Below are 25,621 nucleotides of genomic sequence, written 5' to 3'. Positions count from 1 at the left end.
AGCGAGGTGCGCATGAGTTCCCTTCCTGCGATTCTGGTATTGGAGGATGGGCGCGTGTTTCGTGGCCGGTCCTTCGGCGCCACTGGTGAGACCTTCGGCGAGCTGGTCTTCTCGACCGGCATGTCCGGCTACCAGGAGACCCTGACCGATCCCAGCTACCGGGGACAGGTGGTGCTCGCCACCGCCCCCCACATCGGCAACACCGGGTGGAACGACGAGGACGACGAGTCGGGCCGCATCTGGGTGGCCGGATACATCGTGCGCGACCCGTCGCCGCGTCCCTCCAACTGGCGGTCGCGGCGCAGCCTCGACGCTGAGCTCGACGCCCAGCGGGTCGTCGGCATCAGTGACATCGACACCCGTGCGCTGACCCGCCACATCCGCGACCGCGGCGCCATGCGCGTGGGCATCTCCACCCTGACGGCCGACGCCGGCGAGCTGCTCGCCCGGGTGGTGCAGCAGCCGCAGATGGCGGGCCGCGACCTCACCGCGGACGTCACCACGGCTGAGCCCTACCTGGTCCCCGCGGTGGGGCAGCGCCGGTTCACCGTCGTGGCGGTTGACCTGGGCATCAAGTCCATGACGCCGGTGCAGCTCGCGGCCCGGGGTCTGGACGTCCACGTCGTGCCGGCACACACCACCTTCGAGCAGATCCGCGCCCTCAACCCCGATGGCGTCTTCTTCTCCAACGGCCCAGGCGATCCCGCCACCGCTGACGGGCCGGTCTCCGTGCTGCGGCAGGTTCTCGACGCCGGCATCCCGTACTTCGGCATCTGCTTCGGTAATCAGCTGTTCGGGCGCGCCCTCGGGCTGGGCACCTACAAGCTGAAGTTCGGCCACCGCGGCATCAACCAGCCCGTGATGGACCGCACCACGGGGAAGGTCGAGGTCACGGCGCACAACCACGGCTTCGCCGTCGACGCGCCCCTGGAGGGGGCTGCGGAAACGCCCTACGGCCAGGCCACGGTCAGCCACGTGTGCCTCAACGACGATGTGGTGGAGGGCCTTGAGCTGCACCGCGACGGCCGCCTGACGGCCTTCTCCGTGCAGTACCACCCCGAGGCCGCCGCCGGCCCGCACGACGCCAACTACCTCTTCGACCGTTTCGTCGACGTCATGAAAGCAAAGGACGCCTGATGCCCCGTCGCACCGACATCTCCTCGATCCTCGTCATCGGCTCCGGCCCGATCGTCATCGGGCAGGCCTGTGAGTTCGACTATTCCGGCACGCAGGCCTGCCGGGTACTGCGCGAGGAGGGGTTCCGCGTCATCCTGGTCAACTCCAACCCGGCCACCATCATGACTGACCCGGACTTCGCCGACGCCACCTACGTCGAGCCCATCACGCCGGAGTTCGTCGAGAGGGTCATCGCCAAGGAGCGCCCGGACGCGGTGCTGGCCACTCTAGGCGGCCAGACCGCGCTCAACACCGCCGTGTCGCTGCACGACAACGGGGTGCTGGCCAGGTACGGCGTGGAGCTGATCGGCGCCTCGATCGACGCCATCCAGAAGGGCGAGGACCGCGAGCGGTTCAAGGAGATCGTCGTCTCGATGACCGACATCCCCGGCGGTGTGCCGGAGGTGGCCAAGTCGCAGATCTGCCACTCGATGGACGAGGTGCTGGCCGCCGCCGAGGTGCTCGGCTACCCGGTCGTGGTGCGACCCAGCTTCACCATGGGCGGCGTCGGCTCGGGCTTCGCCCACGACGAGTCGGAGCTGCGCCAGATCGCCGGCGCAGGCCTGTCGGCCTCGCCGGTGACGGAGGTCCTCATCGAGGAGTCCATCCTCGGGTGGAAGGAGTACGAGCTGGAGGTGATGCGCGACAAGGCCGACAACGTCGTGATCATCTGCTCGATCGAGAACTTCGACCCGATGGGCGTCCACACCGGCGACTCCATCACCGTGGCGCCGGCGATGACGCTGACGGACCGCGAGTATCAGCGCATGCGCGACGTGGCCATCGGCGTGATCCGCGCCGTCGGGGTGGACACGGGCGGCTGCAACATCCAGTTCGCCGTCAACCCCGACGACGGACGCATGATCGTGATCGAGATGAACCCTCGGGTGTCGCGCTCCTCGGCCTTGGCGTCGAAGGCCACCGGCTTCCCGATCGCCAAGATCGCGGCCAAGGTCGCGGTGGGTTACACCCTCGACGAGATCCCCAACGACATCACCCTCGAAACGCCCGCCAGCTTCGAGCCCAGCCTGGACTACGTCATCGTCAAGATGCCCCGGTTCGCGTTCGAGAAGTTCCCGGCGGCAGACCCCATCCTCACTACCCACATGAAGTCCGTGGGCGAGGCGATGGGCATCGGCCGCAACTTCACCGAGGCGCTGGGCAAGGCCCTGCGGTCCCTGGAGGACCCCACGGCGCCATTCGACTTCACCGCCCCCCTGCGGGAGGTCGACGAGCTGCTCGCGCTCGCATCGAAGCCCACCGACGGCCGCATCCAGCTCGTCATGCAGGCCCTCCGCGCCGGTGCCAGCGTGGAGCAGGTGTTCACGGCCACGAAGATCGACCCATGGTTCCTGGACCAGATGGCCCTCATCCTGGACGTGGCCCGCGAGGTGCAGGCGGCGCCCGAGCTCACCCCGGAGGTGCTGCGCTACGCCAAGCGCCACGGCCTCTCCGATCCCCAAGTGGCCTCGCTGCGCAACCTCAGCACCGAGGTGGTGCGCGGTGTCCGCTGGGCGTTGGGTATCCGGCCCGTCTACAAATCGGTGGACACCTGCGCGGCCGAGTTCGCGGCCTCGACCCCCTACATGTACTCCTCCTACGACGAGGAGACGGAGGTGCCGCCCCGCACCAAGGAGGCGGTGCTCATCCTGGGCTCCGGCCCCAACCGCATCGGCCAGGGCATCGAGTTCGACTACTCGTGCGTGCACGCCACCATGGCGCTCCGCGAGGCCGGCTACGAGACGGTGATGGTCAACTGCAACCCGGAGACGGTCTCGACCGACTACGACACCTCGGACCGCCTCTACTTCGAGCCGCTGACCGCCGAGGACGTGCTGGAGATCTACCACGCGGAGCTGAAGGCCGGCCCGGTGGCGGGCGTCATCTGCCAGCTCGGCGGGCAGACGCCGCTCAAGCTGGCCCAGACCCTCAAGGACGCCGGGGTGCCGATCGTGGGCACCTCCCCGGAGGCCATCCACCTGGCTGAGGAGCGGGGCGCGTTCGGGCGGGTGCTGGCGCGGGCCGGGCTCGCCGCCCCGAAGCACGGCATGGCCACCACTGCTGAGGAGGCCAAGGCCATCGCCGGAGAGATCGGCTACCCGGTTCTGGTGCGGCCCAGCTACGTGCTGGGCGGCCGCGGCATGCAGATCGTCTATTCCGACGACGCGCTCGAGAGCTACATCGACAAGGCCACCGACGTCAACGAGAACCAGCCGGTCCTGGTGGACCGCTTCCTGGACGACGCCGTGGAGATCGACGTCGACGCACTCTACGACGGCACCGAGCTGTACATCGGCGGCATCATGGAGCACATCGAGGAGGCGGGCATCCATTCCGGGGACTCCGCCTGCGCGCTGCCCCCGATCACGCTGGGCGACGCGATCATCGACCAGATCCGGCACCACACCCTCGCCATCGCCGACGGCGTAGGGGTGCGCGGCCTGCTCAACATCCAGTTCGCTCTGCACGCCGACACCCTCTACGTGTTGGAGGCCAATCCCCGCGCGTCGCGCACGGTGCCGTTCGTGTCCAAGGCCACCAACACGGCGCTGGCGAAGGCGGCGGCCCTCATCATGCTCGGCCGCACCATCGCCGAGCTGAGGGCCGACGGGAAGCTCAGGGCAGAGGGGGACGGGTCCACGCCCCTGCCAGGCGCCCCCATCGCGGTCAAGGAGGCCGTGATGCCGTTCAACCGCTTCCGCACCGCCACGGGCGCTTTCGTCGACACGCTGCTCGGCCCCGAGATGCGCTCCACCGGTGAGGTGATGGGCCTGTCGGACAACTTCGGCACCGCCTACGCGAAGTCGCAGGACGCGGGTGGCGGTCCGCTGCCCACCTCCGGGAAGCTGTTCGTTTCGATCGCGGACCGCGACAAGCGTCACGCGATCTGGCCCATCAAGCGGCTGGTGGACCTGGGCTTCCAGGTGCTCGCCACCAAAGGCACCGCCTCGGTGCTGCGCCGCAACGGCGTGGCCGCCGAAGAGGTGCTCAAGCTCTCCGAGATGATCGAGGGCGACGACAGGCCGAGCATCGTCGACCTGATCACCTCCGGCGGGATCGACCTCATCTTCAACACCCCGGAGGGCTCCTCCTCGGGCGCCAGCACACGTGAGGACGGTTACCTCATCCGCACAGCCGCGGTGCTCGCGGACGTTCCTGTCGTCACCACCGTCCCGGGCCTGGCCGCCGCCACCCAGGGCATTGAGGCGCTCCAGCGCGGCGAGGTGGACGTCCGCTCGCTGCAGGACTGGGCCCGCAGGTGACCTCGCCGGGCACGCGGGCGCTTCGTGTCGGCTACCACGCCCTCCGGGCGGGGCTGTTCCGCTACGCGGGAGGGGACCCGGAGCGGGTCCACGAGGACATGATCGCCCTGCTCGCCCGGGTGCCCGCCGGCCGGCGCGCCACCGTCGCGGATCCCGTGACGGTGTCCGGCGTCAGGTTCCCCAACCGGGTCGGCGTGGCGGCCGGCCTGGACAAGGACGGTGCGGCCGCCCAGGCATGGTCCTGGTTGGGGTTCGGATTCGCCGAGCTCGGCACCGTCACAGCGCTGCCCCAGCCGGGCAACCCGAAGCCCCGGGTCTTCCGGGCGGTGGCGTCGCGCGGGATCGTCAACCGGATGGGCTTCAACAACCACGGGGCCGCGGCGCTGGCGGACACCCTCCGCGCCAAAGGCGTGGCGCGCGGCAACGGGGCGCTGGGGATCCCGTTGGGGATCTCGATCGGCAAGTCAAAGGTGGTCGAGCTGGACCACGCCGTCGACGACTACCTCTCCTCGTTGCGGCTCCTGGCCCCGCTCGCCGATTACGTGGCCGTCAACGTCTCCAGCCCCAACACGCCGGGGCTGCGCAGCCTGCAGGCCGCCACCGAGCTGTCGGCACTCCTGCGGGCATTGACCGACGAGGCGGCCGTGCTGGATCCCGCGCGCCCGGTTCCGATCTTCGTCAAGCTGGCACCGGACCTCACCGGCCCGGACCTCACCGAGACCCTGGCCGTGCTCAACGACTCAGCTGCCGCCGGAGTCATCGCCACCAACACCACGCTGGCCCGCGACAGCCTCGCCCCGGAGGACGCCCACCTGGCTCGCGAGGCGGGAGGCCTCAGCGGCGCACCACTGACCGCCAAGGCGCTCGGCTTCGTCCAGCGGCTGGCCTCGTCGACGGCGCTCCCGGTGATGGGAGTCGGCGGGGTGATGAGCCCGCGCGACGGGGCCCGCATGTTTGACGCCGGGGCCACCCTCCTGCAGCTGTACACCGGGTTCATCTACGAGGGCGTGGCGCTCGTGCGCGCCCTGCAGCAACTGGAGAGGACCACACAGTGACCTATGCCGCCAGCCTCGCCGCCGCCACCGCCGAGCGCGGCCGGCTGTGCGTCGGGATCGACCCGATGCCCAGCGTCCTGGATGCCTGGGGCCTGCCGCACGACCTGTCCGGCCTGGAGCGCTGCGCGCGCGGGATCGTGGCGGTCCTCGGCGGACGGGTGGCGGTGTTCAAGCCGCAGTCGGCGTTCTTCGAGGCGTTCGGATCGCGCGGGGTCGCGGTCCTGGAGCGGGTGCTCAGCGACATCCGCGACGCCGGGGCGCTCAGCATCCTTGATGTCAAGCGTGGCGATATCGGATCATCCATGGCCGGCTACGCCGCCGCGTTCCTCGGTGACGACGCCCCCACCCGCGCCGACGCGATCACGCTGAACCCCTATCTGGGGGTGGGCGCGCTTCGGCCGGCCATCGACGCCGCCGTCGCCGGCGGTCAGGGGCTCTACGTGCTGGCCCGCACGTCCAACCCCGACGGGGCACCCATCCAGCTGGCGCGCAGCGGGGATGTCAGCGTCGCCCAGCACGTGGTGGACACGGTCGCGGGGCTCAACCCCGCGGCAGACCACGCGGTGGGGCTGGTGGTCGGGGGCACCCATGCAGAGCTCGGCTGCCGCCTGGACCACTTCAACGCCTCCATCCTGGTGCCCGGCATCGGCGCACAGGGGGGCACCATCGAGGGGCTGCGGTCCACGTTCGGGCGGGCGCTCGGCCACGTGCTGCCGACGGCGAGCCGCGAGGTCATCGGAGCGGGGGAGGCGGCCCTGTCCGGGCGCCTTGAGCGGCTGCTCGAATCGACCGCCGCGCTGACCTGATTCGTCGGCAATTTCGCGTCGCGGCGAGCCGCTGCGCGGTACATTTCACGGAGGGCCCCAAACTGGGGTTGTCAAGGTCATTGACGTGAAGGGGACTTCCGATGGCGATTCCTCAATTGAGCAGTGCTCAGCTCGAAGCTGCCCGAGAGGCGGCCACCCAGGCCAGGCGTGCACGCGCCGAGCTGAAGGAGCAGGTGAAGACCGGCACGGTCTCCTTCACAGAGGCCCTGAACAAGTCGGTGGGTGACGACACGCTCTCCCGCATCAAGGTGGTGGACCTGCTCCGCGCCATGCCCCGAGTGGGAATCACCCGCGCCTCGGAAATCATGGAGAACCTCCAGATCGCTCCCAACCGCCGCATCCGCGGCCTCGGCCGGCACCAGGTGGACCGCCTCAACGAGTTGTTCAAGTAACGCTCGGCTGCCCTAAGCTCGGGCGGGTGAGTGGCGCTGCGAATGTCTGGGTGATCTCCGGCCCGAGCGCGGTCGGCAAGGGCACAGTGTGCGCTCGGCTGCGGGCCCTGCACCCGGAGCTGTTCTACTCGGTTTCCCTGACCACGCGCCCGCCCAGAGCAGGCGAGACCGACGGCGTCAGCTACCACTTCGTCGACGAGGACGAGTTCCGGCGGCTGATCGAGGCGGGCGAACTGCTGGAGTGGGCCGTGGTTCACGGCACGCACTACTACGGGACTCCTCGCCGGCCGGTGGTCGAGGCCGTCGCGGCCGGCCGCCCCGTCGTCCTGGAGATCGACCTCCAAGGCGCCCGCCAGGTCAAACGAAACCTCCCGTCGGCCCGGCTTGTGTTCCTCACCCCGCCCACCTGGGACGAGCTGGTATCCCGGCTGCGCGGGCGCGGCACAGAGGACGAGGCGGCCCAGGAGCGTAGGCTGAACACAGCCAAACTGGAGCTGGAGGCCCAGGCGGAGGCCGATGTCGTGATCGAAAACACCGAGATCGAGGAAACCGTGGCGGCTTTGGTAAGCTTGATGGGCCTGTGATCGGGCCGCACTCTTTCAGAAGGAACACCTTGAACAGTCAGCCAGAAGGCATCACCTACCCGCCGATCGATTCGCTGCTGGAGAATATCGACTCCAAGTACCGGCTCGTCCTGTTCGCGGCCAAGCGCGCCCGGCAGATCAACGCCTACTACTCGCAGCTCGGCGAGGGCCTGCTCGAGAATGTCGGCCCCATGGTCGCCGCCGCGCCGGAGGAGAAGCCGCTGTCCATCGCCCTGCGTGAGATGAACGAGGGCATGCTGCAGTTCACCCAGATCGATCCCGAGGCCGAGGCCGAGGCCGCCCGCACCGCAGAGGCGGATCCGGCGTTCTCGTTCGTGGATCCCTTCGCCGACACCGCGCCGGAGCCCGACTCCGCGTCCTGACCGAACGTCCCACCTCCAGGGGGCGGCTTGTTGCCGCCGTTGACAACCCCACGATGCGGCTTGTCGCCGCGCTAGGAGTGCTCGCATGAGCCGTCTGTTCACCTCCGAATCGGTGACCGAGGGTCATCCCGACAAGATCGCGGACTCCATCTCCGACGCCGTCCTCGACGCGTTGCTCGAGCAGGATCCCGTCGCCCGCGTCGCTGTGGAGACCCTCGTCACCACCGGACTCGTCGTCCTGGCGGGCGAGGTCTCCACCACCGGCTACGTGGACGTGGCCGGACTGGCCCGGCAGCGGATCCTCGACATCGGCTACGACTCCTCGCGCAAGGGGTTCGACGGCGCCTCCTGTGGTGTGTCGGTGGCAATCGGGGCGCAGTCGCCGGACATCGCCCAGGGCGTCGACGACGCCTTCGAGCACCGCACCGGAGCCGAGCAGGACCTGATCAGCCTCCAGGGAGCCGGCGACCAGGGGCTGATGTTCGGGTTCGCCTGCACAGAGACCCCCACCCTCATGCCGCTGCCCATCGATCTGGCCCATCGCCTCGCCGAGCGGCTCACCGAGGTCCGCAAGACTGGCGTGCTGGACTACCTGCGCCCGGACGGCAAGACGCAGGTCACCGTCGAGTACGGCGACGACGGCCGCCCGGTGGGCATCGACACAGTGGTGGTCTCCTCCCAGCACAGCGCGGACGTCAGCCTCGAGCGCATCCAGCCGGACATCACCCGCGAGGTCATCGAGCCGGTGCTGCAGCGCTACGGCTTCCACGCCCCGCGGCGGGTTCTGGTCAACCCCACCGGCAAGTTCGTCATCGGTGGCCCCATGGGCGACGCTGGCCTGACAGGGCGCAAGATCATCGTCGACACCTATGGCGGCATGGCCCGTCACGGCGGCGGCGCCTTCTCCGGGAAGGACCCCTCCAAGGTGGACCGCTCGGCCTCCTACGCAATGCGCTGGGTGGCCAAGAACGTGGTGGCCGCGGGGCTGGCCGGGCGTTGTGAGGTGCAGGTCGCCTACGCGATCGGCACCGCTCACCCCGTCGGCTTCTACCTGGACACCTTCGGCACCTCCGTAGTGCCCGAGGAGCAGATCCGCGACGCGGTGCTGGCCACCTTCGACCTTCGCCCCGGCGCGATCGTGCGGGACCTGGACCTGTTGCGCCCCATCTACAGCAACGTCACCGTCTACGGCCACTTCGGGCGCGAACTCCCCACCGCCACGTGGGAGCGCACGGACCGCGCAGCGGCCCTGGCCGCAGCCGTCAAGGGCTGACCATGCCCCCGCGGGTGGCGCGGGTCGCCGTCGACGTGCCGCTGGCCCACCTGGACCGGCTCTTCGACTACGAGGTACCCGAGGCGCTCGCGGAGGCGGCCGTGCCCGGGTCGCGGGTCAAGGTGCCGTTCGCCGGCACCACCCGGGACGGGTGGCTCATCGAGCTGGTCGACGAGTCCGAGGTGTCCACCTTGGCGAAACTGGGCAAGGTGGTCTCCTCCGAGCCCATCGTGACGCCCGAGGTCTACGGGCTGATCCGCGCCGTCGCGGACCACTACGCGGGCACCTGGCCTGACGCGGCACGGCTGGCCATCCCCCCGCGCCACGCCGCCACCGAGAAGGCCCCCCAGCGCGCCTGGTCCGAGCCCAAGCCATTGGAGCAGGCCACGGTGCTGCCCGGGTACCCCGACGGACAGGCCCTGCTGGAGGCGCTCGCGGAGGGCCGCTCGCCGAGGGTGCTGTGGCAGGTGGCGGCCGTCTTCGGCGGGGTGGGAGACCTGGTCGGTGGGGTGACGGAGGCCGTCGACGCCACCCTGCGCTCCGGCCGTTCGGCCCTGGTGGTGGTCCCCACCATGCGCGAACTCGCGGTGGCGGCCGCCCGCCTGCGCACGGTGTTCGGGCACGGCTCCGTCGGCACGCTCGCCGCGGAGAGTGGGCGATCCGCCCGGTATCGCGCCTTCCTGGCAGCGTCCAGGGGGGAGGCGCGCATCATGGTAGGCACCCGCAGCGCCGTCTACGCGCCCATGCGTGACCTCGGCCTGCTGGTGGTGGTCGACGACGGCAACGACGCCCACGCCGAGCCTCGGGCCCCCCATCCGCACACCCGGGCCGTCGCCGTCGTCCGCTCCGCCCGTCAGGGGCCCGCCCTGCTGATCGCCGGTCACGGCCGCTCCACCGACGCGCAGGCGCTTGTGGAACGGGGCTGGCTGCGGGAGCTCTCGTTGCCCCCGGCGCAGGCGCGGCGCGTCTCCACGCCTGTGCGGGTGGTGGCCGAGGAGGACCGGGAGCGCGACCCGTCGGCGGCCCGGCTGAGGATCCCGTCCGTGGCCTTCCGCTTCCTCCGCGACCATCTCGCGCAGGGGCCCGTGCTCGTGCAGGTGCCGATGAGCGGCTACGCCGGGGCGCTGAGCTGTGCCCGCTGCTTCAACCGCGCCGTCTGCGACAAGTGCGGGGGGCCGATGCGGGAGCGGCGGCGAGGCGTGCCGGAGTGTGCGCTGTGCGGGCACACGCCTGTGCGCTGGTCCTGCCCCCACTGCCACACGTCGGCTCTCCGCACCCCGCTGCCCGGGGCCGCGAGGACTGCCGAGGAACTGGCCCGGGCTTTCCCCGGCGTGTTGGCGCTCAACAGCTCGGCCGATCGGATCCGCGACGAGGCCCCGGACGAACCCGCCATCGTGGTGTCGACGCCAGGAGCCGAGCCGATCGCTCCCACCGGCTACGCGGGTGTGCTGATCCTGGACGCCGAGGTGGCACTCAACCGGGCGGAGCTTCGCGCCCCGGAGGAGTCGGTGCGGCGATGGGCCAACGCGGCCGCCCTTGCCCGGGGCCCTCGCGAGGGCGGATCGATTCTCATCGTCGGCCCCTCGCCGCACCCCGCTGTGCAGGCGCTGCTGCGGGCAGATCTGGCGGGTTTCGCATCGCGTGAGCTCGAGGACCGCGCAGAGGCGGGCCTCAGCCCCGCGGTGAAGCTGGCCCGGATCGTCGGGGAGCCTGAGGGCGTGCGCGAGTTCCTGGACAACGACGACTGGGCAGGAGTCGATATCCTCGGTCCCACAGAGGTGGGGCCCGAGAGGTGGGCGGCGCTGCTGCGGGTCCCCGTCGAGCGGGCCAGGGACCTCACCGTCCGGGTGAAGAGCGCGGCGGCAATCCGCTCGGCGCGCAAGGAGCGTGGGCTGCTCGGCATACATGTCGACCCTGAGACGTTGGAGGACAGATGAGGCTCGTGTTCGCGGGGACCCCCGAGGTGGCGGTCGCGTCGTTGGACGCACTGGTGGCGTCGGATCACGACGTGGTGGCGGTGGTGACGCGCCCGGACGCGCCGTCGGGTCGCGGGCGGCGGATGACCGCCTCACCGGTGGCGGCACGGGCGGTGGAGCTGGGCATCGAGGTGCTGAAGCCCGGCCATCCGCGAGACGAGGACTTCCAGGCCCGTCTCCGGGAGATCGCGCCCGACGCTTGCGCGGTGGTTGCCTACGGTGCCCTGCTGCCGCAGTCCGCGCTCGAGATCCCCCTCCACGGCTGGGTCAACCTGCACTTCTCGCTGCTGCCGCGCTGGCGCGGCGCCGCCCCCGTGCAGCGGGCAATCATGGCCGGCGACGACGAGATCGGGACCAGCTGCTTCCGGATCGTCAAGGAGCTCGATGCCGGGGACGTGTACCTGATGGAGTCGCTGCCGATGCCTGAGGGCACCGCCGGGGAGATCCTGGCGTTGCTCGCCGAGACCGGCGCCCGCCAGCTGGTCACCGCCATGGACCTCGTCCAGGCGGGTCTCGCCCCCACGCCGCAGCTCACCGACGGCGTCACGATCGCGCCCAAGATCGGCGTCGAGGAGGCGCGGATCGACTGGAGCCGCCCGGCCAGGGAGATCCACCGCCTGATCATGGGTTGCTCGCCGGACCCCGGAGCGTGGTGCGAGCTGGACGGACAGCGGTTCAAGGTGTACCGGTCCGCGCCCGCGCCGGACGCCCCCTCCCTGGGCCCGGGAGAGCTCTCCGCCACGAAACGACGGGTCCTCGTCGGCACCGGCTCGGTGGCGCTGGAACTCCTGGAGGTCCAGGCCCCCGGGAAGCGCCGGATCCCGGCGGCGGACTGGGCGCGCGGCGGCGTCGAGTCCACGGTGCTCGCGTGAGCGCCCGTCGCGTCGCGTTCGATGTCCTGCGCCAGGTCACCGGCGAGGACGCCTACGCCAACCTCGCCCTGGCCAAGCGGCTCGCTGTGGCCGGCCTTGACTCACGCGATGCCGCCCTTGTCACGGAACTCGTGGCCGGCACCTGCCGGCTGATGGGCACCTACGACGCCATCATCGAGGCCGCCGCAGGGCGGCCGCTGTCCTCGCTTCAACCGGCCGTGGTGGACCTGCTCAGGCTGGGCGCCCACCAGGTGCTGTCGATGGGCATCAAGCGCTACGCCGCCGTCGGGGCCACCGTTGACCTGGCCCGCTCCACCGTGGGGCAGCGTGTGACGGGAGTGGTCAACGCGGTGCTGCGCAAAATCTCCGCAAGGAGCCTGGACGAATGGACCGCGCAGCTGTCCGCCGATGCCGACGAGATCGGGGCACTGGCCATCACGGGCCACCATCCGCGGTGGATCGTCGAGGCCTATGCCGACCTCCTGCCCCCCGAGGAGTTGCCGGAGGCCCTCGCGGCCAACAACGTGAACCCCAGGCCCACGCTGGTGGTGCGGCCCGGGCTCGCCAGCCCTGCGGAGTTTGAAGGCGCCACGCCCACCAGGTATTCGCCGTTCGGTGCCGTGGCCCAGGGAGCGCCGGCGGATCAGGCCGCGGTCCGCGAGGGTCGCGCCGGGGTGCAGGACGAGGGCTCCCAGCTGGTGGCGTGGGCTCTGGCCCTCACCGACGCCCCCGTCGGGCCGTGGCTGGACACCTGCGCCGGCCCGGGCGGCAAGGCCGCACTGCTGGCCGGGCTGGCCGTGGAGGCGGGGGAGTGGCTGCTGGCGAGCGAGGCGCAGGAGCACCGGGCCCGCCTGGTGCGCCAGGCGCTGTCTGCCTATCCGACCGGGCACGTCACCATCGCCGCGGACGGCACCGCCCCCGCGTGGGGCCGATCGTTTGCCCGCGTGATGGTGGACGTGCCGTGCAGCGGACTGGGAGCGCTGCGGCGCCGCCCGGAATCGCGCTGGCGCCGTCGCCCCGAGGACGTCACTGCCCTGGGCGAGCTTCAGCGCTCGCTGCTGCGGCACGCGCTTGACTCCGTCGTGCCCGGTGGGGTGGTGGCCTACGTCACGTGTTCCCCCCACCGCGCGGAGACGGTCGAGGTGGTCGACGACGTGTTGCGGGAACGCCCCCACGTGCGCCGCCTCAGGGCGGCTGACTCACTGCCGGGCGTGCCGGATTGCGAGCTGGGCGAGGACGTGCAGCTGTGGCCGCACCGGCACGGCACCGACGCGATGTACCTCGCGCTCCTGCGCGGCTGACCGGAGGATAGGCTGTCGGGCATGCGCATCACGCCCAGCATCCTCAACGCGGACTTCGCGAACCTGGCCGTCGAGATCGGCCGGATCCCCGGCGCCGACATGATCCACGTCGACGTCATGGACAACCACTTCGTGCCCAACCTCACCATCGGCCTGCCGGTGGTGGAGGCGCTGCGCAAGGTCACTGGACAGATGCTGGACATCCACCTCATGATCCAGGATCCGGACCGGTGGGCGCCGGCTTACGCCGAGGCGGGCGCGGAGTCCGTGACGTTCCACATCGAGGCCGCAGGGGCGCCCATCCGCTTGGCCCGGGAGCTGCGCCGGCTCGGAGCCCGCGCCTCGATGGCGCTCAAGCCCGCGACCGCCATCGAGGGCTACGCCGACATCCTCGGCGAGGTGGACATGGTCCTGCTCATGACGGTGGAGCCTGGCTTCGGGGGACAGAAGTTCCTGGACGTGGTGCTGCCCAAGATTCGCCGGACCCGGGCGCTCATCGGGGATCGACCCATCTGGCTGCAGGTCGACGGGGGCGTCAGCCCCGAGACGATCGGGCGCTGCGCGGAGGCCGGGGCGGACACGTTCGTCGCCGGGTCCGCGGTCTACAGCGCCCCGGATCCCGACGTCATGGTGCGCGAGCTGCGCGAGGCCGCTGTGGCGGCCTGCGCCCACTAGCGTCCATATCCAGATGGAGGGGTGTCAGATCGCCCGATCCGGTGCGCCGCAGCCAGGACATGATTGATCAGTGGTTCCCTAGCCTCCGTCGGACTCCTCGTCCTCGATCTGGCGTCGGAGGAACTTCTCCAGCTCGGCCGCGATCGTGTCGCCGGTGGCCTCCTTGACCTCCTCCTGGTCCCGGGCCTCCTCGAGCTGCTCGATGTACTCGGCGATGTCCGGGTCCTGCTGGCTCAGCTGATCCACGGCAGAGGACCAGCGCACCGCCTCCTCGGGGATGCTCTTGTGGTCCACGGAGATCTTGAGGACGCCCTCCAACTCGGTCAGCAGTGCGTCCTGGGCCTTGGGGTTGGGTGGTGTGGACACATAGTGCGGCACCGAGACCCACAGGGACGCCGCGGGAATCCGCTCGTGGATCATCAGCTGGCTCGCCACTCCGATCATCCCGGTTGGTCCCGTGTAGTCGTTGTTCTGCATGTGGAAGGTGCGCTCCACCATCGGATCCGAGGTGTAGAGCCCCACCGGGAGCGGGCGCGAGTGGGGGGTGTCGCTCAGCATCGCGCCGAGGAACAGGACGATCTCCGGCTCGATCTGCTTGATCCGCCCGATCAGCTCGGCGGCGAACGTGCGCCACAGCAGGTTGGGCTCGGGACCCAGCATGACCACGATGTCGCGCTCGGGGTGATGGACTACCCGGATCCGCACGGCGGGCCACTCCACCCATGGTCCGTCCACCGCGCGTTGCAGGAGTGGACGGGTGTGTTGGAAGTCGTAGTACCGCTCGTCGTCGATGATGCCCGCGTCCGTGCCGGGGTAGGCGTCGATGAGGTGGCGCATCAGGTCGCTGGCGGCATTGCCCGCGTCGTTCCAGCCCGAGAAGGCGATGACGACGGCTGGCTCCCGAAGACCCTCCAGCGGCGTGAACTGCATTGTTCCACCCTACAGTGGGGCAGGTAGCCTGTGCGGGTGTCGAAAACCCTCTCTGACCTGTTGAACCGTCGCGTCCTAGTCGCCGATGGGGCGATGGGGACCATGCTGCAGTCCTTCGGCGAGCTGTCCGTCGATGAGGACTTCCTGGGGCTTGAGGGCTGCAACGAGATCCTGTCCGTGACCCGCCCGGATGTGGTGGCCTCCGTGCACCGCGCCTACTTCGAGGCCGGCGCGGACGCGGTGGAGACCAACTCGTTCGGCACCAACCTGGCGGCGCTGGCCGAGTACGACATCGTGGACCGCCTCGAGGAGTTGGCTGAGGCTGCGGCCAGGATCGCGCGCGGTGTCGCGGACGAGTTCAGCACCGACGAGTGGCCCCGCTTCGTGCTCGGCTCCATGGGCCCGGGCACCAAGCTGCCTACGCTGGGCCACATCGCGTTCGCCGACATCCGGGACGCCTACCAGCGGCAGGTGGAGGCGATGATCCGCGGCGGCATCGACGCGGTGCAGATTGAGACCTGCCAGGACCTGCTTCAGGCCAAGGCGGCCGTCATCGCCGCCAAGCGCGCGCGCGAGCGGATGGGGGTGGAGCTGCCGATCCTGATCAACGTCACCGTCGAGACCACCGGCACCATGCTGCTCGGCTCGGAGATCGGCGCTGCGCTGACCACTCTCGAGGCGTTGGGCGTGGACTGCATCGGCCTCAACTGTGCCACCGGCCCGGCGGAGATGAGCGAGCACCTCAGGCATCTGTCGCGGCGCGCCGGCATCGCCATCGGAGCCATGCCCAACGCCGGGCTCCCGGAGTTGACCGCCGACGGCGCCCGTTACCCCCTCGGCCCCGACGGGTTGGCCGACGCACTCGGGGCCTACGTCGAGGAGTTCGGCCTTGCCATGATCGGGGGCTGCTGCGGCACCACGCCCGAGCACATCCGGCTGCTGGCTGAGCGTTACGCCGGCCGCGAGGTGGTGCCCAGGCACCCGGAGACCGAGCGGGCGGCGTCGTCGCTGTACATCGAGGTGCCGTTCGCGCAGGACGCGAGCTACCTCAGCATCGGGGAGCGCACCAACGCCAACGGCTCCAAGGCGTTCCGCGACGCCATGCTGGCGGAGAACTGGGACGAGTGTGTGGACATCGCGAAGGCGCAGGCCCGTGACGGGGCCCACGTGCTGGACCTGTGCGTGGACTACGTGGGGCGCGACGGTGCCGCCGACATGGCGGTGCTCGCCGCCCGGCTCTCCACCTCGGTGACCCTTCCGGTCGTCCTCGACTCCACCGAGCCGCCCGTCCTCCAGGCCGGGTTGGAGCGGCTGGCGGGCCGCAGCATCATCAACTCGGTCAACTACGAGGACGGGGACGGGCCGGAATCGCGATTCGGGCGCATCATGCCGATGGTGCGCGAACACGGTGCCGCCGTGGTGGCGCTCACCATCGACGAGGAGGGCCAGGCGCGCACGGCCGAGTGGAAGGTGCGGGTGGCGTCCCGCCTCATCGACGACCTGGTGGGCAACTGGGGGATGGACGTCGGCGACATCCTCGTCGACTGCCTCACGTTCCCCATCGCCACGGGCCAGGAGGAGACCAGGCGCGACGGCATTGAGACCATCGAGGCCATCTCCGAGCTCAAACGCCGCTATCCCGGGGTACGCACCACCTTGGGCGTGTCCAACGTGTCCTTCGGCCTCAACCCAGCGGCGCGCATGGTGCTCAACTCGGTGTTCCTGCACGAGTGCGTCGTCGCCGGCCTGGACTCGGCCATCGTTCACAGCGCCAAGATCATCCCCATGGACCGCATCCCTGAGGAGCAGCGCCTGGTCGCGCTGGACCTCGTCTACGACCGCCGGGACGGTGACTACGATCCTCTGACGAAGTTCCTGGACCTGTTCGAGGGCGTGACGGCGGCCTCGGTGCGGGCTTCGCGTGCCGCCGAGCTGGCCGCGCTCCCGCTGGCCGAGCGGCTGCAGCGCCGCATCATCGATGGTGAGGGCAAGGGCCTCGCCGCGGACCTGGATGAGGCCCTCCAGGGCAAGGCCGCGCTGGACATCATCAACGAGGACCTCCTGGCGGGCATGAAGGTGGTGGGGGAGCTGTTCGGGTCCGGCCAGATGCAGCTCCCGTTCGTGCTGCAGTCCGCCGAGGTGATGAAGCAGTCGGTGGCCTATCTCGAGCCCCACATGGAGAAGGCCGACGACGATGCCGGGAAGGGCACCCTGGTGCTGGCGACGGTCCGCGGCGACGTGCACGACATCGGCAAGAATCTCGTCGACATCATCGTCAGCAACAACGGCTACACGGTGATCAACATCGGCATCAAGCAGCCCATCCAGGCCATCGTCGAGGCCGCCCAGCAGCACGGGGCGGACGCGATCGGCATGTCCGGGCTCCTGGTGAAGTCCACGCTGGTGATGAAGGACAACCTCGCCGAGCTCAACCGCCTCGGTCTGGCGGAGAAGTACCCGGTGCTCCTCGGCGGCGCGGCGCTGACCAGAACCTTCGTCGAGCACGACCTCGGCGACATGTTCGACGGCGAGGTGCGCTACGCCAAGGACGCCTTCGAGGGCCTGGCGCTGATGGACGCCGTGATGGCCGTCAAACAGGGCATTCCGGGTGCGGCGCTGCCCGCGCCGCGGAAGCGCCGCTACGCCAAGACCTCCCTGGTGGAGGTCGTGGAGCCGGAGCTGGGGGTCCGCTCGGAGGTCGCCCGTGGCGTCGACGTGCCCACGCCCCCGTTCTGGGGCACCCGCGTGGTGAAGGGCATCGCCCTGGCCGAGGTGGCAGCCTGGCTGGACCACCGGGCCACGTTCCTGGGGCAATGGGGGCTCAAGCCGCTGCGCGACGGCGCCTCCTACGAGGAGCTCGTCGAGACCGAGGCCATGCCGCAGCTGCGGATGTGGCTGGACCGGATCAAGACCGACAACCTGGCCAACTTCGGCGTGGTCTACGGCTACTTCCCGGTGCACTCGGCTGGCGAGACGCTGATCGTCGGGTCGCCGGAGGATACGGCACGCGAGGTGGCCCGGTTCACGTTCCCGCGGCAGCGCCGCGACAAGCGGCTGTGCCTGGCGGACTTCTTCCGCGACGAGGAGGAGGCCGCCGCCCACGGCCCGGACGTCCTGGCGATGCAGCTGGTCACCATGGGGGCGGAGGTCGCCAAGGCAACGCAACGAATCTTCGAGGCCAACGCCTACCGTGACTACCTGGAACTGCACGGACTCTCCGTGCAACTCACCGAGGCGCTGGCAGAGCTGTGGCACAGCCGCATCCGCGAGGACCTCGGCTTCGCCGCCAGCCCCGACATCACCGCCGCCATCCGGGACCAGGCGTACCGCGGGTCGCGCTACTCATTCGGCTACCCCGCCTGCCCGGATCTCGAGGACCGCGCGAAGTTGGTGGCGCTGCTCGATCCGTCGCGCATCGGCGTGGAGCTGAGCGAGGAGCTTCAGCTGCACCCCGAGCAGTCCACCGACGCCATCGTCGTGCACCACCCCGAGGCGAAGTACTTCAATGCAGGCTGAGCCGAAGGCGGTCCTCTGGGACTTCGACGGCACCCTGGTGGACACCGAGCCGCTGTGGGCCGCCACAGAGCGCGAGATGCTGGCCGGGTACGGCGTCGAGTGGGGTGAGGACATGATGCTGGCCTGCCACGGGCAGCACGCCATGATCACCGCGCAGATGATGGCCGACGACATGGGAATCCCGGAGGAGGCGGCCTCGGTGTGGCAGGAGCTCCATGAGCGCATCGCCGCCCACATCCGCGCCCACGACCTGCCGTGGATGGCCGGGGCGCGGGAGCTGATGGCCGAGCTGGCCGACGCGGGCGTGCCGTGCGCCATCGTCACCGCCAGCGACCGCATCATCCTGGAGGCGGCCCGCGAGCGGCTGCCCGGCAACGTGGAGGTCATCGTGACCGTCGACGAGGTGTCGCGGGCGAAACCGCATCCCGAGGGCTACCTGACGGCGGCCTCCAGGTTGGGCGTGGCCGCCGAGGATGCTGTGGTCCTGGAGGACTCCGTCCCCGGGACCACCGCCGCGCTGGCCGCGGGTGCGGTGGTCTACGCTGTCCCGTCGATGGTGGACCTGCCGCCGCATCCCCGCATGCATGTCTCCTCCCGCGGGCTGACCACCACCACGTGGCCGGAGCTGGCCAGCGTGTGGCGTGAGTTGAAGGAAGTCAGATGAACCTTTCCGGCGTGAACACAGGCCCGCTCAAGGCGGGGGACCGGGTCACTCTCACCGACGGCAAGGGCCGCCGCAAGTCGATCCTCCTGAAGGACGGCGGGGTCTGGCACACCACCAAGGGTGCCGTCAGCCACGACGAGCTGATCGGCGGACCTGAGGGCGTCACGGTGACCTCCGCCGGAGGGCAGCAGTATCTGGCGTTCCGGCCGCTCATGAGTGAGTTCATGGTCTCGATGCCGCGGGACGCCGCCGTCATCTATCCCAAGGACGCCGCGCAGATCCTCATGTGGACCGACATCTACCCGGGCGCCCGCGTACTGGAGGCAGGCGTCGGGTCGGGCGCGTTGTCGATCGCGCTGCTGCGCGCCATCGGGCCTGAGGGTTCGCTGCACTCCTACGAGCGCCGCCAGCAGTTCGCCGACGTGGCCCGCGGCAACGTCGAGGCCTTCCTCGGGGGGCCGCACCCCGCCTGGCGGCTGACCGTCGGGGACCTCGTGGAGGCCATCGACGACGAGCCCATCGACCGTGCGGTGCTGGACATGCTGGCGCCGTGGGAGTGCATCGACGCCGTGGGGGAGCGCCTCGTCGCCGGCGGGGTGCTCACCTGCTACGTGGCGACAGCCACCCAGCTCGGCAAGGTGGCCGACACGTTCCGGGCCCACGGGGGATTCACCGAGCCGCACGCCACCGAGACCACGGTGCGGGACTGGCACGCCGAGGGCCTCGCCATCAGGCCGGGCCACGGCACCTCGGGGCATACCGGCTTCCTCATCACCTCCCGACGGTTGGCGCCCGGGGTCGCGGCGCCGATGCGCAAGCGGCGCCCCGCCCCCGGTGCCTACGGACCCGACTATCAGGGCCCCCGGCCGGCGAACATCCCCGCCGAGCTCGGCGGCAGGGCATGACGCGGCGGGTGCTGATCCTGGGCGCCGGCCTGGTGGGGTCGTCGCTGGGCCTGGCGCTGACCCGTGCCGGCTACGACGTGATGCTATGGGACATCGTCTCCTCGCACTCCCTGGTTGCCGCTGGGCTCGGCGCCGGACGCATCAGCGACGAGTCCACGGACAACCCGGACATCGTGGTGGTGGCCACCCCGCCCGCAGTGATCCCCACGCTGGTGGCCGAGGTGCTCGGTAAGTTTCCTGACGCGGTGGTGACCGACGTCGGGTCCGTGAAGGCACCCATCCTCGCCGCCGTCGCCACCCTGGCGCCCGAACACCGCCGCTACGTGGGCTCGCATCCGATGGCCGGCTCACAGTTCACCGGACCGCTCACGGCGTCGGGAGACCTGTTCCGCGACCGCACCTGGGTGGTGACCCCCGTCGAGGGGAACGCGCCGGCGGATGTGGCCGCCGTCGAGCAGCTGGCCCGGGACGTGGGCGCGCTGGTGGTGACCATGCCCCCGGCTGCGCACGACGAGGCGGTGGCGCAGGTCAGCCACGTTCCGCATCTGATGAGCATCCTGACGGCCAGCCACCTGCGGGAGGTGCCGGCGGAGAACCTGAGGCTGGCGGGGCAGGGGATCCGTGACGTCACGCGCATCGCCGGCTCCGACCCGGCTCTGTGGCGCCAGATCCTCACCGCGAACGCGGGCGCGGTCCGGCACGAGCTGAGTGAAGTGGCGCAGGACCTGAGCCACCTCATCGGCGTGCTGGACCAGCCGGAGGAGCTTGAGCAGTTCCTGGCGATGGGCCAGGCCGGCGCCCACTCGCTGGTGGGTAAGCACGGCCACGGCCCGCTGGACACGGTGTCGGTCACCGTCGAGATCCCGGACGAGCCCCGAGCGCTGGGTCGGCTGTTCACCGACATCGGCGAGGCCGGGTTCAACGTGGAAGACTTCGAGCTCACGCACGACCCGGTCCGCGAGGTGGGCTACCTGTCGATCTCGGTGGAGCGTGAGATGGCGGAACAGCTGCGGGCAGACATCGTGGCCCGCGGGTGGACCGGCTGGGCCGTTAGGGGAGGCGTTCAATGAGCTTGCTGATCGCGATCGACGGGCCCAGCGGGTCGGGGAAGTCCACCACCGCGAAGCTCCTGGCCGGCCGTCTGGGGCTCGGCTACCTGGACACCGGCGCCATGTACCGCGCGGCCACCACCGAGTATCTGCGCCGCTACCCTGACGGCGCCTCGAGCGAGGAAGCCGCGGCGCTGGTGGCGGGCTGCGACCTGGTGGTGGAGACGTCGCCCGACGCGCCGACGTTCGTCATCGACGGGACGGATGTGACGCTCGAGATCCGCGAGCCCCGGATCTCGGCGGCCGTGTCCCAGATCGCCACGAACCTGGAGGTCCGTCGGCTGCTGACCTCCCTGATGCGCCGCATCATCGACGAGCACGGCGGCCGGATGGTCGTCGAGGGCCGCGACATCACCACCGTCGTCGCACCGGACGCCGATGTGAGGGTACTCCTGGTTGCGGACCCGGCGGCACGGGTGGCGCGCCGCGCGGCCGAGGTGGCGGACCTCGCCACGGCCGAAGAGGTGACGGACCAGGTGCTCCGCCGGGACCGCGACGACTCGACGGTGGCCAACTTCACGGAGGCCGCCGACGGGGTCACGGTGATCGACTCGACGTGGCTCAGCCCCGACGAGGTGGTTGAGCGAATCGTCGCTCTTGTCGGCTCCCAGTAGGATGGAGAGTCCGCACCAAGACCAAGGAGCCACTGTGAGCGAGCTGCGCAAGCCGATCGTTGCCGTCGTCGGGCGGCCCAACGTCGGCAAGTCGATGCTGGTCAACCGCATCCTTGGCCGCCGCGAGGCGGTGGTGCAGGATCAGCCCGGCGTCACACGAGACCGTGTGTCCTACGACGCCAACTGGAACGGCCGCGAGTTCGTGCTCGTCGACACAGGCGGTTGGCTTTCCGACGCCCAGGGCATGGCAGCGCAGATCGCGGAGCAGGCAGAACTGGCCATCTCGTTGGCCGACGCCGTGCTGTTCGTCGTGGACGCCCACGTCGGCACCCTCGACGAGGATGAGGCCGTGGTCCGCGTGCTGCGCAGATCGAACAAGCCCGTGGTCCTGGCGGCCAACAAAGTCGACGATCAACGCCACGAGGTGATGGCCGCCACGATGTGGAACCTGGGGCTGGGGGAGCCCTACCCCGTCTCGGCCATGCACGGTCGCGGGTCCGGGGATCTTCTCGATGCCCTCCTCGCCGCGCTGCCTGAGGCGCCTCGGGAGGCCGAGGTCGAGGAGGCGGGGCCGCGTCGGGTGGCCATCGTCGGAAAGCCCAACGTCGGGAAATCGTCCCTGCTGAACAAGCTGGCCGACCAGCAGAGGGTCGTGGTCTCGGACATCTCCGGCACCACCGTGGACCCCGTCGACGAGATCGTCGAGGTGGGCGGGCAGGTGTACCGGCTCATCGACACGGCCGGCATCCGCCGCCGCGTCAAGGAGGCCAGCGGGCACGAGTACTACGCCAGCCTCCGCACCCAGGCGGCCATCGAGCGCGCCGAGGTCTGCATCATGGTGATCGACGCCTCCGAGCCGCTCACGGACCAGGACCTGCGCATCCTCAACTCCATCGAGGACGCCGGGCGCGCGATGGTCATCGCGTTCAACAAGTGGGATCTCACCGACGAGGAGCGCCGCAAGTATCTCGAGCGCGAGATCGACCGCGACCTGACAGGTTGGCGCTGGGCGCCCACCGTGAACATCTCGGCGCTGACGGGGCGCAACGTGGACAAGCTGAGCAAGGCCATCGAGGCCGCGGCGGCAGGGTGGGAGACCAGGATCTCCACCGGCAAGCTGAACGCCTTCCTCGGCCGGCTCGCCGCTGCGCACCCGCACCCGGTTCGGGGCGGCAAGCAGCCGCGCATCCTCTTCGGCACGCAGGCCCACAACTGCCCGCCCATGTTCGTGCTGTTCACGAGCGGGCTCATGGACGAGCAGTACAAGCGCTTCGTCGAGCGCCGGTTGCGGGAGGACTTCGGCTTCGTCGGGTCACCCGTGCAGGTTGAGGTCCGTGCGCGGGAGAAGCGCAAGGACCGCGTCTGATCGTCCTGGTGAGTCTTCCCGAGGAGGCCGACGGTGTGGTTGGGTGGAGGTCCAACGCACTTGACCCCTCCGGGGCCGACAGTAGGAGACCATCATGGCAACCACCAGCACCGCGCAGGCACATTGGGAAGGCAGCCTCTTCGAAGGCTCTGGACAGGTCGAATTGGTGACTTCCGGCCTCGCGACGTTCGACGTCGCATGGGGCGCTCGCGCGGAGTCTGGCCCAGGGACCACCAACCCAGAAGAGCTCATCGCAGCCGCACACGCCACGTGCTTCTCGATGGCGCTGTCGAACATCCTGGCCAAGAACGACACGCCCCCGGCGTCCCTGGATACGAAGGCCGACGTGACGTTCGTGCCGGGGACGGGCATCACCGGCAGCCACATCACGGTCGTCGGGCGGGTGCCCGGGCTGACTGCGGACGAGTTCCTCTCATTCGCGGCGACGGCCAAGGCCGAATGCCCCGTGTCCAAGGCGCTGGCCGGTGTCGCGATCACGATGGAGGGCAGTTTCGAGGAGTGAGCTGGGCTGCTTGAGGCGAGCGGGCAGCCGTCATCCCTGACGGCTGCCCGTCGCATCGGAACTGACAGGATGGGCCGATGTGCCAAGTCCCGGCAAAGTCGCTAAGCTGTGCGAGTTGCCAGAGATGGCGACGGCGGGCTGTAGCGCAGCTTGGTAGCGCACTTGACTGGGGGTCAAGGGGTCGCAGGTTCAAATCCTGTCAGCCCGACAAGTGAATAAGACGTAGTGAGAGCCGCTTTCGGAGGTAATCCGAAGGCGGCTCTCGTCGTTCTGTTCAGGCCCTGCACACCTTTTCCGCACACCTTTTGTCAGGAGAGCGCTGCTCCGAGCGTCGCGAGAGCGTCCGTCGCGACCTCCGGCGATACGTGCCCGTAGACGTCACCAGTGATCGAGATCGAGGAGTGGCCCAGGATCTCCGACACGACCTTCAGCGGAACGCCGTTGCTCAACATCACCGAGGCCGCGGAGTGTCGCAGCGTGTGGAGGCCGACGGTCGAGGGGAGTCCGGCCTTCTTTGCGGACGCCTTCAAGGCTCTCAGCGCGTTGCGCGGGTCGCTGGGCTGTCCGAACTCAGTCGTGAAGACATAGTCGGTCTGCTGCCACTGTGAGCCCGCCTGAAGACGTTCGAGGCGCTGTCGCTGCCGTAGTTGGCGCATCAGCTCCTGCACGGTCGCCGACATCGGGACAACCCGGCGCGACTTCTGGGTCTTCGGCTCGGTCACGACCAGGTCGCCGCCGACCCTTGCCAGGGTCCCCGCGACCTTCAGAAGGTCCTTCTTCTCGTCGACCCTGTCCCACGTCAGCGCGAGGGCCTCGCCCCGTCGCAGCCCGGTGTTCACCATCAGCTCAAACAAGGGTCGGTACCTCGTCGAGTCCGAGGCTGCGAGGAGTGCCTTCGCCTGGTCGGGGGTCAGATACGCCGCTTCATGATGCTCGACCTTGGGTCGCGTCACCACTGCCGCCGGATTCTCTGCGATCACCCGGTCGCGAACCGCAGTGTCGAGGATCGCTCGCAGGACGGTATAGATCGACCGGATCGACGACTGGGAAAGACCGGATCGACGGAGATCCGCGACCCACGCCTCGATCCGACGAGGAGTCATTCGATCGAGGGGGACCGTACCCAGCTTGTTGCCGGCGATGTGCTTCGTCGCCAGCGTGCGATAGAGCGACTTGGTGGACTCCTTGCGCTCGGACGCTTCGAGGGTCGACTCAATCCACTCTCGAGTGAACGCCGCGACCGTCACCTTCGCGTCCTTGGGCGGCTGATTCTTGTCGAGTCGCTGGCGAACCTCCTTCGCCCGGTCCCTGACCTCCTTCTGAGTCTTCCCTGTTACCGTCGTCCTCTTCGAGAGTCCCTCCGCGTCGATGTACCGCAGCGCGATCTGCCAACGGCCGTCCTTGCGCTGGATGGGCTTCGAGCCCTCGTGGTTGCCTCGCCTAGCCGCGGTCGTCATTTCAGGAGCCCCTTATCCTTCGCACGCTTGACCCATAGTTGGGCGGTTCGGATCGAGCCGAGGTCGAACTCGTCGCAGATCGCCGCATAGGCTTCCCTGCTCGCCGTCGCGTCGGCGCGCTCGAACGAGGCCTTCGGGTGTGCCCGGACGATCTCGGCGACCCGCTGGAGGCTCTCGAAAGTTACCTTCTGGCGCCGCCTGTTGACAGACGGAAGGACCCTGTCCCGTGGCGCCGGGAAGGTGGACGCCTCACTGGGCAAGGGTCCAATGGCTGCCATCGCCCAATGGCCCTCGGCCAGCGCGACCCGCGTGATCGCGTCCTCGAAGAGCGCGTGGAAGGGGAACTCACGGAGATCGCGCGCTCGCAGCTCGGTGTGCAACTCGGTGGACGCAAACTCGCAGCCGTGGCACACCAGACGGTCCTCGTCCCACCTGAACGACATGGTGACCGAGCCGAAACTCGGCCCGATGTAGGTCACCTGGAAGCGTTCGGGATAGACGTTCCCGTCGAGCACTTTGTACTTCCCGCCACCCATCGGGATGTTTGCATGCCACGCGGCCACGCCCTGGGGGAGGCCGGGGAGCTGGTTGGATGCGCGCCCCGCCTCTTCCATGCGTTTGTCCAGCAACAGCTCCCTGATCGAACGCGAGTCGTCGTTCATGGCCCCTCACTTCCTTGAAACCGCGCAACCGCTCGGTTCGTACTTACGTGGAAAGTGTTGCACGGATACGCGAAACTAGCAATAGATCACGGCGGACG

Annotated in this window: 20 protein-coding genes, 1 tRNA gene and 1 pseudogene; 19 read left to right on the top strand and 3 right to left on the bottom strand. The window is 69.7% G+C overall.

What is annotated here, in order from left to right:
* Positions 1 to 12 precede the first annotated feature (12 nt).
* The 12 genes from carA to rpe all read left to right on the top strand — a co-directional run bounded on the left by carA (position 13) and on the right by rpe (position 13,777).
* Positions 13 to 1,137, top strand: a complete 1,125-nt coding sequence (gene carA, locus ACX1D1_RS09885) for a glutamine-hydrolyzing carbamoyl-phosphate synthase small subunit (RefSeq protein ID WP_182782706.1) — start codon at positions 13 to 15, stop codon at positions 1,135 to 1,137.
* The gene (carB, locus tag ACX1D1_RS09880; protein WP_459054450.1) at positions 1,137 to 4,439 is read left to right on the top strand and encodes a carbamoyl-phosphate synthase large subunit; all 3,303 of its coding nucleotides are present in this window, start codon (positions 1,137 to 1,139) and stop codon (positions 4,437 to 4,439) included. Before carA ends, carB begins: the two co-directional genes overlap by 1 nt.
* Positions 4,436 to 5,494 (top strand): quinone-dependent dihydroorotate dehydrogenase, encoded by a 1,059-nt coding sequence (locus tag ACX1D1_RS09875; protein ID WP_182782708.1) that lies wholly within the window; start codon positions 4,436 to 4,438, stop codon positions 5,492 to 5,494. Before carB ends, ACX1D1_RS09875 begins: the two co-directional genes overlap by 4 nt.
* The gene (pyrF, locus tag ACX1D1_RS09870; protein WP_459054449.1) at positions 5,491 to 6,300 is read left to right on the top strand and encodes an orotidine-5'-phosphate decarboxylase; all 810 of its coding nucleotides are present in this window, start codon (positions 5,491 to 5,493) and stop codon (positions 6,298 to 6,300) included. Before ACX1D1_RS09875 ends, pyrF begins: the two co-directional genes overlap by 4 nt.
* Positions 6,301 to 6,401: 101 nt before the next feature.
* The gene (mihF, locus tag ACX1D1_RS09865; RefSeq protein ID WP_459054448.1) at positions 6,402 to 6,713 is read left to right on the top strand and encodes an integration host factor, actinobacterial type; all 312 of its coding nucleotides are present in this window, start codon (positions 6,402 to 6,404) and stop codon (positions 6,711 to 6,713) included.
* 26 nt (positions 6,714 to 6,739) lie between these two features.
* Positions 6,740 to 7,297, top strand: a complete 558-nt coding sequence (gene gmk, locus ACX1D1_RS09860; protein WP_459054447.1) for a guanylate kinase — start codon at positions 6,740 to 6,742, stop codon at positions 7,295 to 7,297.
* 29 nt (positions 7,298 to 7,326) lie between these two features.
* Entirely contained in the window at positions 7,327 to 7,680 is a 354-nt protein-coding gene (gene rpoZ, locus ACX1D1_RS09855) for a DNA-directed RNA polymerase subunit omega (RefSeq protein ID WP_220489309.1), read from the top strand.
* Positions 7,681 to 7,765: 85 nt separating this feature from the next.
* Positions 7,766 to 8,953, top strand: a complete 1,188-nt coding sequence (gene metK, locus ACX1D1_RS09850) for a methionine adenosyltransferase (protein WP_182782712.1) — start codon at positions 7,766 to 7,768, stop codon at positions 8,951 to 8,953.
* Positions 8,954 to 8,955: 2 nt separating this feature from the next.
* Positions 8,956 to 10,890 carry a primosomal protein N' family DNA-binding protein gene (locus ACX1D1_RS09845; protein WP_459054446.1) on the top strand — a complete coding sequence of 645 codons (1,935 nt, stop codon included), beginning with the start codon at positions 8,956 to 8,958 and terminating at the stop codon, positions 10,888 to 10,890.
* Positions 10,887 to 11,801: a methionyl-tRNA formyltransferase gene (gene fmt, locus ACX1D1_RS09840; protein ID WP_459054445.1), complete on the top strand. Its 915-nt coding sequence runs from the start codon at positions 10,887 to 10,889 to the stop codon at positions 11,799 to 11,801. The genes ACX1D1_RS09845 and fmt overlap by 4 nt, the downstream gene beginning before the upstream one ends.
* Positions 11,798 to 13,102: an RsmB/NOP family class I SAM-dependent RNA methyltransferase gene (locus ACX1D1_RS09835; protein WP_459054443.1), complete on the top strand. Its 1,305-nt coding sequence runs from the start codon at positions 11,798 to 11,800 to the stop codon at positions 13,100 to 13,102. Before fmt ends, ACX1D1_RS09835 begins: the two co-directional genes overlap by 4 nt.
* A gap of 21 nt (positions 13,103 to 13,123) precedes the next feature.
* On the top strand, positions 13,124 to 13,777 hold the full coding sequence (rpe, locus tag ACX1D1_RS09830; protein WP_182799922.1) for a ribulose-phosphate 3-epimerase: 654 nt from the start codon (positions 13,124 to 13,126) through the stop codon (positions 13,775 to 13,777).
* Between the two features lie 78 nt (positions 13,778 to 13,855).
* On the opposite strand, the gene ACX1D1_RS09825 is transcribed toward rpe, so the two are convergent.
* On the bottom strand, positions 13,856 to 14,707 hold the full coding sequence (locus tag ACX1D1_RS09825) for a proteasome assembly chaperone family protein (protein WP_182799923.1): 852 nt from the start codon (positions 14,705 to 14,707) through the stop codon (positions 13,856 to 13,858).
* Between the two features lie 93 nt (positions 14,708 to 14,800).
* Here ACX1D1_RS09825 and metH point away from each other — a divergent pair, with 93 nt between their 5' ends.
* The 7 genes and pseudogenes from metH to ACX1D1_RS09790 all read left to right on the top strand — a co-directional run bounded on the left by metH (position 14,801) and on the right by ACX1D1_RS09790 (position 23,612).
* The gene (gene metH / locus ACX1D1_RS09820; RefSeq protein ID WP_459056576.1) at positions 14,801 to 18,223 is read left to right on the top strand and encodes a methionine synthase; all 3,423 of its coding nucleotides are present in this window, start codon (positions 14,801 to 14,803) and stop codon (positions 18,221 to 18,223) included.
* Positions 18,213 to 19,792 (top strand): annotated as a pseudogene (locus tag ACX1D1_RS09815) (HAD-IA family hydrolase). The gene metH and the pseudogene ACX1D1_RS09815 overlap by 11 nt, the downstream one beginning before the upstream one ends.
* Positions 19,789 to 20,862 (top strand): prephenate dehydrogenase, encoded by a 1,074-nt coding sequence (locus tag ACX1D1_RS09810; protein WP_459054441.1) that lies wholly within the window; start codon positions 19,789 to 19,791, stop codon positions 20,860 to 20,862. The pseudogene ACX1D1_RS09815 and the gene ACX1D1_RS09810 overlap by 4 nt, the downstream one beginning before the upstream one ends.
* Complete coding sequence (gene cmk / locus ACX1D1_RS09805) at positions 20,859 to 21,515, top strand: (d)CMP kinase (protein ID WP_459054440.1); 657 nt, start codon at positions 20,859 to 20,861, stop codon at positions 21,513 to 21,515. The genes ACX1D1_RS09810 and cmk overlap by 4 nt, the downstream gene beginning before the upstream one ends.
* Before the next feature lie 34 nt (positions 21,516 to 21,549).
* A complete protein-coding gene (gene der / locus ACX1D1_RS09800; RefSeq protein ID WP_459054439.1) occupies positions 21,550 to 22,881 on the top strand; it encodes a ribosome biogenesis GTPase Der in 1,332 nt (443 codons plus the stop codon).
* A 94-nt stretch (positions 22,882 to 22,975) separates the two neighbouring features.
* Positions 22,976 to 23,404 carry an OsmC family peroxiredoxin gene (locus ACX1D1_RS09795; protein ID WP_459054438.1) on the top strand — a complete coding sequence of 143 codons (429 nt, stop codon included), beginning with the start codon at positions 22,976 to 22,978 and terminating at the stop codon, positions 23,402 to 23,404.
* A 134-nt stretch (positions 23,405 to 23,538) separates the two neighbouring features.
* Positions 23,539 to 23,612: transfer RNA gene (locus ACX1D1_RS09790), tRNA-Pro, on the top strand.
* A gap of 100 nt (positions 23,613 to 23,712) precedes the next feature.
* On the opposite strand, the gene ACX1D1_RS09785 is transcribed toward ACX1D1_RS09790, so the two are convergent.
* Positions 23,713 to 24,861 carry a tyrosine-type recombinase/integrase gene (locus ACX1D1_RS09785; protein WP_459054437.1) on the bottom strand — a complete coding sequence of 383 codons (1,149 nt, stop codon included), beginning with the start codon at positions 24,859 to 24,861 and terminating at the stop codon, positions 23,713 to 23,715.
* Complete coding sequence (locus tag ACX1D1_RS09780) at positions 24,858 to 25,523, bottom strand: hypothetical protein (RefSeq protein WP_459054436.1); 666 nt, start codon at positions 25,521 to 25,523, stop codon at positions 24,858 to 24,860. The genes ACX1D1_RS09785 and ACX1D1_RS09780 overlap by 4 nt, the downstream gene beginning before the upstream one ends.
* Positions 25,524 to 25,621 lie beyond the last annotated feature (98 nt).

Source organism: Tessaracoccus luoxuelianae (assembly GCF_054483915.1).
Note: the sequence above shows the minus strand (reverse complement) of the source record. Positions and strands in the feature narration are given on the sequence as shown.